This is a genomic window from Fischerella sp. PCC 9605 (genome assembly GCF_000517105.1).
Lineage (GTDB): Bacteria > Cyanobacteriota > Cyanobacteriia > Cyanobacteriales > Nostocaceae > PCC9605.
In genome coordinates, this window is sequence record NZ_KI912149.1 from 1,804,939 (window position 1) to 1,816,134 (window position 11,196).

Sequence of the window (11,196 nt, forward strand, 5' to 3'; positions counted from 1 at the left end):
GGTGAAAAAATCATTTTTGAAACACTAAGACACTAAGACACTAAGAGGAAAATAGTTTTATTGCTAAAGCCATTAAAGGTAAGAGGGTTATAATGTCTAGTCTTCCTGTCAGTGAGGCTCAACGTCAGCTACAACAACTCATCGATCAAGTTGTCCAATCTCACAAGCCTATTCTCATCAAGGGTGAACATAATAATGCGATCCTGCTTGCTGAAGAAGATTGGTCTGCGATTCAGGAAACTTTATACCTGCTATCTATTCCTGGAATGCGAGAATCTATCAAGACAGGGTTAGCAACCCCTATTGAGGAATGTGATGAGGAATTGAACTGGTGAGTTGGAAACTGGTTTACACAAAGCAAGCTCAAAAAGACGCGAAGAAGTTAGCCGCCAGCAACTTGAAGAGTAAAGTTGAGGAACTACTCGAAATCCTCCGAGAAAACCCTTTTCAAAATCCTCCTCCGTATGAAAAGCTAGTTGGTGATTTATCAGGTGCTTACTCTCGACGGATAAATATCCAGCACCGCTTGGTGTATGAAGTTGTTGAATCTGAGCAAACAGTTAAAGTTATTCGGATGTGGACACATTATGAGTAGGTTTGCTCTTAACTTTTGGTGTAATTTCTCCAAGTTTGGGCGATCGCTTGAGCGTCTTTACCAAAAAAAGCTTCCCTGTCGCCATTGTTCCAAGTGATGACGCAGGCAATTTGCCCTTTGAACATATTTAGATAAACTTTGCGAATCGAATTTGGCGGGCGTAAGCCAAATTCACCCAACCTCTAGTCAGTGTTTGGCAAAGAAGTAATTTCTGTGGCATGATCTAAATCTCCATGAATATTGTGGATAGAGAGGCGGTTTCTACTTTGGTCGGTGCAACCGCCTTCTCTATGTTTATTGTGTGTTAATTTTTTAGCGGTGACAATAATTTAGCGCTAAGAATATCACGCTAAATTAGTGCTATGAAATAATGCATGGGAGAAATCTACGTGTCAAAAGTTGCTGAACTGCGAAAGCAGAGAAATCTAACACAACGTCAGTTGGCTGATTTGATTGGCGTTGATCCTTCGACCATTCGCAACTGGGAAAGGGACAGGGGGGGTGTTGATACCTTTGTTAAAATTGCCAAGCTTTGCGAGATACTAGACTGCAACCCTTCTGATCTGTTTGAAGTGCAAAAGCTAGGAATCGAAGATAGCGAAAATGCTTGATCCTTCCACCGTTAACCCTCTAACTCTCTCTTCAGTTCCCTTTGTGTCTTGGGGTCTTAGTGGTTTAATGTTCACCTTCAACGCACATAGACGCTCGTAGGGCAAATTCCTGCAATGTAAATACTAGGTAAGAATATTTTTAATTTTTTAAAAAATAAAAACAAAATAAAGCCGTAAAATAAATTTTTGGCTGTTGTTTAGAGATGTGTGCGCCGCAGGTGTGCTCACAGGGTGATTTTGCCTCTCTACAGCAAATAGCTAGCTTTTAGCTTTTAGCTTACCCCAACTTTCGTTGAGGCTAGATAATTATGCTCACAATGTATAATACCTATACTTTTTTTAGTCATCTAGTGTGCTATATGTTCATCTGAAGCATCCGTAAATTTCACTATATCCAAGTGATTGGTGAATAGCAGTTTATACTATCTTGCTCAGTCAAGAATTCCGGAAACAGGGGGCATTTTCCGAAAAACTAAATATAGCGAGTGACCAAGTAACCAGCTAATGACCCACCACATGATCGGTAAAGTATTACAAGGGCGTTACCAAATCGTTCAAAATTTGGGTGCAGGTGTGTTTGGACAAACATACATTGCTATAGATATAGAACAACCAGATCACCCAAAATGTGTTATTAAAAAGCTAAAGGTTTCCTGTTCCCAACCTAGCTACTTACAAACCCTGAGGTTACACTTTATCACCGAAACCGAAACCCTCAGATATTTGGGACACCATGAGCAAATTCCTCAGCTCGTTGCCTGTTTTGAAGAAAACGAACGCTTTTTCTTGGTGCAAGAGTTTATTGAAGGACATGCGCTGACTGCTGAATTACCAATCAATCAACGTCACAGCTATCTCTGGAGTGAAAGCGAAGTTGTCAGTTTTTTATATGATGTATTAGGTATTCTCGAATTTATTCACTCTCAAGGTGTAATTCACTGCGATCTTAAGCCAGAAAACTTAATTAGACGAGCTTACGATGGCAAGTTAGTCCTCATTGATTTTGGTTCCATCCAACCGATTGATTTTGGCACAGATTCAGTATTGCCAATCTACAGAGTCCCCGTCACTTCATTGGGGTATATTCCGCCAGAACAATTTATCGATCAAACACAAGCCAACAGTGATATTTATGCTTTAGGCATGATTGCCATTCAAGCACTAACTGGGCTTTCTCCATTGCAATTAGAAATAGATCCTAGTAGCAATGAATTTATTTGGCGTTCTCCACAAACCCTAGTTAGTGATTATCTTGCTGCGATCCTCAGCCAAATGATCCGCTACGACTACAAAGATCGTTTTAAGTCAGCGAGTGAGGTACTGCGGGCACTTAAGCAAATGCCTGTAGATAATTGGCATCCGCAAACAATACAACCAGAGTATAGCGTAGTAGATTCTGCCGAAAATAGTGATGATTTTGCTCCGCGTTTTGCATCCCCCAAATCACCCCCTCTATTGACAGGAATGAGATTAGGTTTGGCGGCTAATTCCTTGGTGATGGGATTTGGAGTATATTCTTTAATGAATAGTTCTCCAGCTTACTCAGAAACAGAGACTTTATATAAAGCAACAGAAGAATATCAATCTGGAGATTTAGAAGGGGCGATCGCGCTGGCTAAATCTATTCCCTCAAACAGCAATGTTTATCCAGAAGCTCAAGCGACGGTTGAAGAATGGCAAAACCAATGGCAAGTTGCAACTGAACAATATTTAGTTGCTCAAACAGCTTTGCGTGAAGGTCGATTGTCAGAGGTACTGCATGCAGCTTCTCAAGTTCCTGATATTTTGTATTGGCAGTTAAAAACAGACAAAATAGTTGAGAAAGCAAAAGCCAAAATCGAGACGCAGACAAGCGATTTATTAACAAAAGCCTATGAAAAAGCCGCAGCTAAAGATTTCAGCACTGCTTTAACTTATCTCGATCAAATTCCTAAAGAAACTTCTGCCAACGCTGTAGTGAAACAGAAGTTAGATGAGTACAAAAAAAAGCAGCAAGTTCGGGCGATTTATTTGTTACAGCAAGCTTACAATCAGGCAGCAGTAGGCGAATTTAATACTGCTGTGAATTTTCTCCAACAGGTTCCCAAAAATACTACTGTATATAAAGTCGCTCAAGACAAGTTAATAGAATACACTCAAAAGCAGCGTATACAAGCTGAAGGTCGCAAGATACCGACATCCAAAGTAGCTACTGCAACTCATGAAGAGACATCGAAGCGGCACTCTTTTGAGCCAGGAAACCAGATGCAAGAGGTAAATATTACACCCATTTCAAATTTATAACAACTTTTTGTTCTAGTGAATTTCAAATTTAGCGATCGCACAACAGACTTCAGGACACGGTCATGCCGTGTCCTTAATAATTTTATCTGCTTCGGTTGTTGAAACTGACTGATACTAAGTTGCAGTCAAAGATAGTACTTCCCTCACCCCGCCTATCGGCACCCCTCTCCCAATTTGGAACAGGGGAGGGGGAGAGGGCACGAATTGCTATATCTGAACACAACTTGGTATGAGCACAAATCCTGTACAGTTGCGCCTCACCAAGAGTATTCCACTAGCTGCGATCGCATTAACTAATTCCCAGACTGAATCTGTTGAATTAATTCATAAAAAGGTTGCCAATTATCTTCTTGAACTATTGGTTCCCAAATCGATTCAATTACAGGTCTTAATATCATGGTTTTGGGATTATGTCGAGCTAGGGTTTGGGCTACTTTTTCTATTTCTTCCGGTGTCAAATCACTTAAAATCCGATGATATATTCCCGACCAGTTTAAAAATAATTCAGATGTCCCTAAAGATTGCCCAATTTCTGAGTCTCTCAAAATCGAACTAGCATCATCTCTCCATTTACTCGAAAAGGTAGTTGCCATGTCTGCAAAAAAGTGGTGATAGCTAACTGGATAATGTTTTAAAAATTCAATAGTTGCTTTTAAAAGCTCATCTGCTTGTGGTTGTGACAGTTGCTCAAAACCTAATTTTTTCAACATTAAAGAGCGATACTCAGCCAGATAATATTCATCAAAACTGGCTAATCCAGCTTCCATATCAGTTTGAGGAATAACAGCTTTTAATGCTTCCTGGAGTGCCTCTAAATTCCACTTGCAAATCTCTGGCTGATGGATGTAACTATAGCGTCTATAGTAGTCGAAATATGCGGCGGTAAAGTAGGGATCGTAATTAGGAATAAAAGCATAGGGCCCGTAATCAAAACTCTCCCCTGTGATTGACATATTGTCAGTGTTTAACACTGCATGACAAAAACCAGCCGCCATCCACTGCGCTACTAATTCTGCTACCCTTTGGACTAATTCTGCATAAAATAGAGCATACTTATCTTGTTCACTATCTAAGTGTTGATAGTACTGCTCAATGACATGGTCTAATAGCTTTTTGGTTAAGTCAGGACGCCGGAAATAGTGCAGTCGCTCAAAAGTACCAAAGCGAATATGCGATTGGCTCAACCGTACCATTACTGAGGAACGAGTAGGAGAAGGTTCATCACCCCGCCAGAGTGATAAACCTGTTTCCACCATGCTGAGACAGCGTGAAGTACGTACGCCCATAGCGTGCAGCATTTCCGCAGCTAAAACTTCGCGGACGCCGCCTTTAAGTGTTAACATACCATCGCCACCGCGAGAGTAGGGCGTTCTACCAGAACCTTTCGTACCGAAGTCGTAAAGTTCACCATCGACACCACGCACTTGTCCGTAGAGAAAACCTCTACCATCACCTAAGAAAGGATTGTATTCACCAAATTGATAGCCGTGGTAACGCAGCGCTAGCAAGGGTTTGCGTCCCTCAAATTTGCCAAAGGCGGTGATAAAATCTTCGTCTGTCACTGCTTTGGCGTCCAGTCCCAACAGGGGTAGTAGTGCGTCGTTGCGCCAGCGTAGAGTGTGTAGGGGAAATTCCGCTGCTGCTACTTCGTCGTAGTAGTCATCGCCTAGAGATTCTAAGGCGGGTTCGTAGTTAAGGATGAGAAAGGGATTTGTAGAATTTGTGTTGTTGGGAGCTTCTGCCAGAGTCATTACGAGTACAACTTAGTTCATCTTCTCTTAATAGTACCTCTGGTGGAAGGGTGGGCGATCGCGATGATGACTACTTAGCTTGCCAACTAGGATTGGTGAGACTCGTCAGAATATGATCCTGCCATTGCCCATTAATTAATAAATAATCTCTAGCATACCCTTCTACAACAAATCCTAGCCTTTTGAGTAAATTTCCACTGCGCTGATTGTGAGGCATATAATTTGCCATGATGCGGTGCATTTTTAATTCTTGAAATACATACCCAATAGCTGCTTGCAAGGCTTCTGTCATAAAACCTTTGCCTTGCTCAGTTTCTGCAATACTGTACCCAACATTACAATATTGTGCTACTCCCCGGACAAAATTAGTAAAATTAATAATTCCAATGATTTTTTTGGGATTATTTTTGAGAAACATAAATAGTCTCAAAGAACAATCATTAACAAATTCATGTAAATTCAACTCTAACTGCAACTGCCAATATTCTTCTGTGAAAAAACCCTCAGACCAACGAGGATAAAATGGAGTGAGATAAGTTTTGTTATCAGCAAAATATTGGATAATTAAGGGTATATCCTCTTTGGTCGCCATTCGTAATAATAAACGTTCAGTTACGATTAGCGGTGTTTCAAATTTCATAACCTACTATTAATTAGTCCAAGATTTTTAGTGCGATCCATCTAAAATAACGTCGAGTAAAATTACAGTTTTAAAAAGCTTGCGGAAAGTCGTTTTTTCTTGGCATAAGAGTCATGATTGAAATTAGAGTTAACTCCATCAATTCTATATATGCCTCAATATCCACTTGATCAGCTAGCAGCATATCTCGATAGTGCTGCTTTAGTTGACCCAAATTCTGCAAAGCAACCTCTGGGTTAGTTTGCAAGGTTGCTTGCCATTCGTCCACTAGCAATAGGGTATCCATCACAAATTTTTTGCGCTGTTGTTCCAACTGTAAACGACACTCGTTAGCAAAAGTCTGTGTTTTTTGTTGCAGTTGCTCGTATACTTCTGTTGTCACTATGCCATCAATAAATATCAGTCGATGCTCCTGGCTTAAGTCTTCAATTGCTCTTAATGCTTGTTGGGGGCTTTCTGCCAACAAATTCTTGAGTTGACTAATACGGCTATTAGTTATGTTAAGCATCTTCTGAGATGATCGCCTACGCCACTGTTGTATCATTAATCCCAGAAAGCTCGTTGTCACCAGAATGAATACCCCAGATTGCAAGTCTGGATTATTTTTCCAATAACGAATTATTACTCCACTGGGGTCGCCTTCCTCAAACACTTCCTCTGCTGCGGGGTGTACGTAAAATAGCCCTTTTCGCAGTAGTTCGCTAGCTTTACCATTCTGAAGTTCTGGGTAAAACTGAGAGTAGGTTCGTGCAGTAGAGAGAATTGACCAAGTTACTTGTTTTACCTTCTCCTGATCTGTATCGGGACGAGTTACCAAAACTGTAGCTGTAGATAGAGTAGGTATCTGTTTGTCTGGAATTGGTGGACGTGATGTGTAAGTACCACTTGGCAGAATTGCACGTTGGTAGGAATCAGGGTTAAGAATAGTCAGGTTGTTTATCAACTCTGGTTCAATGGGGAGAACTTTTAAATTTGGATTATTGACAAAATTTTGACGTATATTTTTACTCGCGATCAAACTTCCCACGTAAGCGAGTGCATCTACCTGTCCAGCATTGAGTTTTTGGAATGCTGCGTTCAAATCGGAATCATCTTTTTGAATTGTCAACTTATCTGCATTGATAAGTTGGCTAGTAGTGAAGCGAATTCCACTACCGGGTGTACCGACAGCTACTCGCTTTCCCTGAATATCGGCAAAGGTTTGCAATCCTGATTTTTTGATGGTGATAATTTGCACATACTCATTTGCTACCACTGCCACTGCTTGGACTTTTCCCTGTTGCATTGCCTGATTAGCAACATCCAACTGTACCAGAGCAAAGTCAACTTGACGTTTGAACAAACGTTCCAAGTTTTCTTCTGAACCCCGAGAATCTAGGTTGCGAATCTTTATTCCAACTGTAGTCTCAGTAGAATTACTAATTTGTTCAGCCATGCGGTTGTAGTATCCACCAGCAGGGCCGCTAGAAAGAGTCACACTGGTCGGCTGGAAACTGCAACTGCTCAGAATCGGGACAAGAATACTACTTGCTAAACAGCTAAAAGTAAGAAAAATTCCTCTAGGACGACGGATTGATTTCACAAATACTACTGGCAAGTCAAATAATCGCTTTGCCCTGACTTGCCTACCAGACACTTCAGACATCTTTTACCTGCCAGTTCATAAGCGGCTGCTTTCTTTGCTGAAACCAAATTCTGAGTGAAATTACAGAGCAGCAAATAGATTCGTATGCTGTGCATCTGTGCTTTTGCTTTAATTAAGTCTAGTGTAAATACTTAATCATAATTTAAAGGATTAACAATTTACAATAGTTGCCTTGATCAAATTCTTGATAACCTGATTTCTGAATCAGAATAATACAGATGTAAACCTAGGAAGGCAGTACGCTACGTAACTTAACACACTAGAAAAATCATTCAAAGGAAGGCATATCCGTGGGAATACGTTACGATTGGCAAGAAGCAGAAATCAGAGCTATATATAGTACACCTTTGCTAGAGCTAATTTATCAAGCTGCTAGCGCGCATCGTCAGTATCACAACCCAAAACAAATTCAAGTTTGTAAGCTCATCTCCATTAAAACAGGAGCTTGTCCAGAAGATTGTAGCTACTGCGCTCAATCTTCTCGCTACAAAACAGAAGTCAAACCACAAGCACTCTTGGATAAAGAAACAGTAGTTAATATTGCTCAGCAAGCAAAACAAAGCGGTGTCAGTCGCGTCTGTATGGGTGCTGCTTGGCGAGAAGTAAGGGATAACTCGCAATTTGACCAAGTGCTGGACATGGTTAAGGAAGTGACAGCATTGGGGTTAGAGGTATGCTGCACTCTGGGAATGCTGACAGAACTACAGGCCAAGCGTTTGGAAGAGGCGGGACTTTACGCCTACAACCATAATTTGGATACTTCACGGGACTATTACAACACAATCATTACCACCAGAACTTATGACGATCGCTTGAACACAATTAAAAATGTCCGGCAGACAAACGTCACCGTCTGTTCTGGCGGTATCCTAGGCTTGGGTGAAAGTGTCGAAGACCGGATCGGGATGCTGTACACTCTGGCAAACCTGCATCCGCATCCAGAATCCGTACCAATTAACATTCTCTCCCAAGTTAAAGGTACACCCCTAGAGAATCAACCAGATGTTCCTATTTGGGATGTCGTGCGGATGATAGCCACTGCACGCATAATTATGCCAGCTTCTGATGTGCGCTTGAGTGCAGGCAGGGCAAAACTTTCTCACGTTGAGCAAGCTTTATGCTTCTTAGCAGGAGCAAATTCTATCTTTTCCAGCGATAACGGACACATGTTAACCGTCACCACTCCCTGTCCTGGCTATAACGCTGACCAGGAAATGCTGAATCTACTTGGTTTAGAGATGCGTCCGGCGTTTGTTGGTCAGGAGAAGCTGACAGCTTTATAAGATGGTGGGGAGATAGGGAGAGTATATGTTCATCCCATCTCCCTGTTTCCCTATCTTTTAAAGAATCTTGGCAGCACGCAAACCAAACAGCAAACCGACAGCGATGCCCAAGAATATAGCCAAGAAGACGACATAAGATACTACAGCGAACATTTACGTTTCTCCACAATTATTTACTCTAAATCTATTGAATCATTAGTCAATCGTCATTGGTCATTAGTCATTGGTTAGTGGTTAGTGGTTAGTAGTTGTAGAGACGTGCCATGGCACGTCTGTACATTGGTTAGTGGTTAGTGGTTAGTAGTTAGTGGTTATTCCCCCCCCCCTCTCACACTCCCCCACTCTCCCACTCCTCCACTCTCCCACTCTCCCCATCTCCCCATCTCCCCATTCCCCACATTGCGGTAGAATACCGACACGTGCTTGCAAAGGGGTTGGTGATGGTTTCTGCGATCAAAGTAAATCTACCGCAGCAATCTTATGATATTGCGATCGCACCTGGTAGCTTAGATCAACTGGGCGATCGCATGGCGACTTTGAAGCTAGGTAAGAAGGTACTGCTGGTTTCTAACCCAAACGTTTTTCAATTTTATGGCGAAAGAGCGATCGCATCACTAAAAGCCGCTGGTTTTGAAGTTGCCAGCTACATCCTGCCTGATGGGGAAAACTACAAAACCTTGGAATCTGTACAAAAAATCTACGATGCAGCCCTAGAAAATCGCTTAGAACGCTCCGCCACGATGGTAGCTTTGGGAGGTGGAGTCATTGGCGATATGACGGGTTTTGCAGCGGCGACTTGGCTGCGTGGGATCAACTTTGTGCAAGTACCCACCACCCTTTTAGCGATGGTGGATGCAGCAATTGGTGGCAAAACAGGCGTGAACCATCCCCAAGGCAAAAACTTGATTGGGGCATTTAATCAACCGCGACTGGTATTAATTGACCCAGAAGTGTTGAAAACGCTACCCGTCCGAGAGTTTCGTGCTGGCATGGCGGAGGTGATCAAGTACGGCGTCATTTGGGATGCCCAGTTGTTTGACGAGTTGGAAGCGAGTCAGCGCCTGGATGAAATGGAATATTTGATCCCCCCAGCCCTCCTTAATAAGGAGGGCTATAACTCTCCTACCCCCCTTTCCAAGGGGGGCGAGGGGGGATCTTCACTCATGGACAGCATATTAACTCGCTCGTGTCAAGCTAAAGCCGATGTCGTCAGCAAAGATGAAAAAGAAGCGGGACTGCGGGCGATACTCAACTACGGACACACCATTGGTCATGCCGTGGAAAGTTTGACGGGTTATACACAAGTGCTACACGGTGAAGCCGTTGCCATTGGCATGGTAGCAGCAGGACAGATAGCTGTGGAACTGGGGATGTGGACGCAGGAAGAGACACAACGGCAAGATGCCCTCATTGAAAAAGCAGGTTTACCGACTCAGTTACCCAGTGGTTTAGACATAGAAGCGATTATTGAGGCGTTGCAGATCGATAAGAAGGTGAAAGCTGGTAAAGTTAGGTTTGTGTTGCCAACGCAAATCGGTGTAGTGACAGTGACAGACCAAGTACCAGCAGATATCATCCGGCAGGTGTTGCGAGGGATGTAATTTTATTCCCTATTTCTCATTCCCTGTATTCTTGGCTGCATTAGCAATGATGCCAATTACATTCAAGTGGCTCAAAATCTCTGTTGCTTGAATTAGATCGGCTAGGCTGACTTTACCGATGCGTGCCACCATAACAATGCGATCGCAAAATGTGGCTAAAATTCTGGCATCGACTGTGTTAAGAATAGCAGGAGCATCTATCAACACTAGGTCATAAGTCTGCTCAAAGGACTCCAACAGTTCTTTCATGCGTTGAGAACTGAGCAGTTTCACCGTATCTTCTGGTGTAGAACCAGCCGTCAAAACATCAATGGAAGGGTGAATCGGTTGGATATAATCTTGAATGGAAGTATTTGCCTCATCGACCAATAACAGGGATAGCCCCCAGTCATTAGAGAGTTCCAAGACTTTATGTAGACTAGGCTGCCGCAAATTGGCATCAATCAGTAGTACTCGTCGATGCATCCGCGCAGCACTCACCGCCACTCCCAAGGCTAAAGTAGTCTTGCCTTCCTTTGGTAATGCTGATGTTAACATCAGAGACTTGCAAGACAACGGAGATTTGAGGATGGGCTGCTAGCTGGCGATTCTTTTATTGATGAGTCTCGGTTGGATGTTTGCGATGTTTGCGATCGCTCTATTTCTTCTTGCCCGTTGCTGAATGAAGGGATGATATCATTGATGTAGGTACAATTTGATACTTCAAGTAGTGAAGTAATAATTTAAGTGAGTATCGAGCGCATTTCTTCGGTCTTAGAAGAGCATAAAGTTTTTCGGTGAAGGCGTT

The 11,196-nt window shown here is 42.5% G+C and carries 10 protein-coding genes and 1 pseudogene; 6 read left to right on the plus strand and 5 right to left on the minus strand.

Going from position 1 to position 11,196, the window contains the following annotated elements; all coding sequences use genetic code 11:
* Positions 1–92 precede the first annotated feature (92 nt).
* The 4 genes from FIS9605_RS0122815 (at position 93) to FIS9605_RS0122835 (ending at position 3,489) form a co-directional block, all read left to right on the plus strand.
* Positions 93–335 (plus strand): type II toxin-antitoxin system Phd/YefM family antitoxin, encoded by a 243-nt coding sequence (locus tag FIS9605_RS0122815; RefSeq protein WP_026734669.1) that lies wholly within the window; start codon positions 93–95, stop codon positions 333–335.
* Positions 332–595, plus strand: a complete 264-nt coding sequence (locus FIS9605_RS0122820) for a Txe/YoeB family addiction module toxin (RefSeq protein WP_026734670.1) — start codon at positions 332–334, stop codon at positions 593–595. Before FIS9605_RS0122815 ends, FIS9605_RS0122820 begins: the two co-directional genes overlap by 4 nt.
* A 389-nt stretch (positions 596–984) precedes the next feature.
* Positions 985–1,206 (plus strand): helix-turn-helix domain-containing protein, encoded by a 222-nt coding sequence (locus FIS9605_RS0122830; protein ID WP_231510425.1) that lies wholly within the window; start codon positions 985–987, stop codon positions 1,204–1,206.
* Positions 1,207–1,710: 504 nt separating this feature from the next.
* Positions 1,711–3,489, plus strand: a complete 1,779-nt coding sequence (locus tag FIS9605_RS0122835; protein ID WP_026734672.1) for a serine/threonine-protein kinase — start codon at positions 1,711–1,713, stop codon at positions 3,487–3,489.
* Positions 3,490–3,782: 293 nt separating this feature from the next.
* Here the strand turns inward: FIS9605_RS0122835 and FIS9605_RS0122840 are convergent, their stop codons facing one another.
* The 3 genes from FIS9605_RS0122840 to FIS9605_RS0122850 form a co-directional block, all read right to left on the minus strand.
* Entirely contained in the window at positions 3,783–5,240 is a 1,458-nt protein-coding gene (locus FIS9605_RS0122840; protein WP_026734673.1) for a protein adenylyltransferase SelO, read from the minus strand.
* A 70-nt stretch (positions 5,241–5,310) separates the two neighbouring features.
* Positions 5,311–5,880, minus strand: coding sequence for a ribosomal protein S5-alanine N-acetyltransferase (rimJ, locus tag FIS9605_RS0122845; RefSeq protein WP_026734674.1), 570 nt, complete (start codon positions 5,878–5,880; stop codon positions 5,311–5,313).
* Between the two features lie 70 nt (positions 5,881–5,950).
* Positions 5,951–7,525, minus strand: a complete 1,575-nt coding sequence (locus FIS9605_RS0122850) for a TAXI family TRAP transporter solute-binding subunit (RefSeq protein WP_026734675.1) — start codon at positions 7,523–7,525, stop codon at positions 5,951–5,953.
* A 290-nt stretch (positions 7,526–7,815) separates the two neighbouring features.
* On the opposite strand from FIS9605_RS0122850, the gene bioB reads away from it, so the two are divergent.
* Positions 7,816–8,808, plus strand: a complete 993-nt coding sequence (gene bioB / locus FIS9605_RS0122855; protein WP_026734676.1) for a biotin synthase BioB — start codon at positions 7,816–7,818, stop codon at positions 8,806–8,808.
* A gap of 57 nt (positions 8,809–8,865) precedes the next feature.
* Here the strand turns inward: bioB and petL are convergent, their stop codons facing one another.
* Positions 8,866–8,961 carry a cytochrome b6-f complex subunit PetL gene (gene petL, locus FIS9605_RS41155; RefSeq protein ID WP_072032410.1) on the minus strand — a complete coding sequence of 32 codons (96 nt, stop codon included), beginning with the start codon at positions 8,959–8,961 and terminating at the stop codon, positions 8,866–8,868.
* A 287-nt stretch (positions 8,962–9,248) separates the two neighbouring features.
* Between petL and aroB the strand changes: the two genes are divergently transcribed.
* Positions 9,249–10,409 (plus strand): 3-dehydroquinate synthase, encoded by a 1,161-nt coding sequence (gene aroB, locus FIS9605_RS0122860; RefSeq protein WP_026734677.1) that lies wholly within the window; start codon positions 9,249–9,251, stop codon positions 10,407–10,409.
* A gap of 9 nt (positions 10,410–10,418) precedes the next feature.
* On the opposite strand, the pseudogene FIS9605_RS0122865 reads toward aroB, so the two are convergent.
* Positions 10,419–10,979, minus strand: a pseudogene (locus FIS9605_RS0122865) (tyrosine-protein kinase family protein); the annotation flags it as partial.
* Between the last annotated feature and the right edge of the window lie 217 nt (positions 10,980–11,196).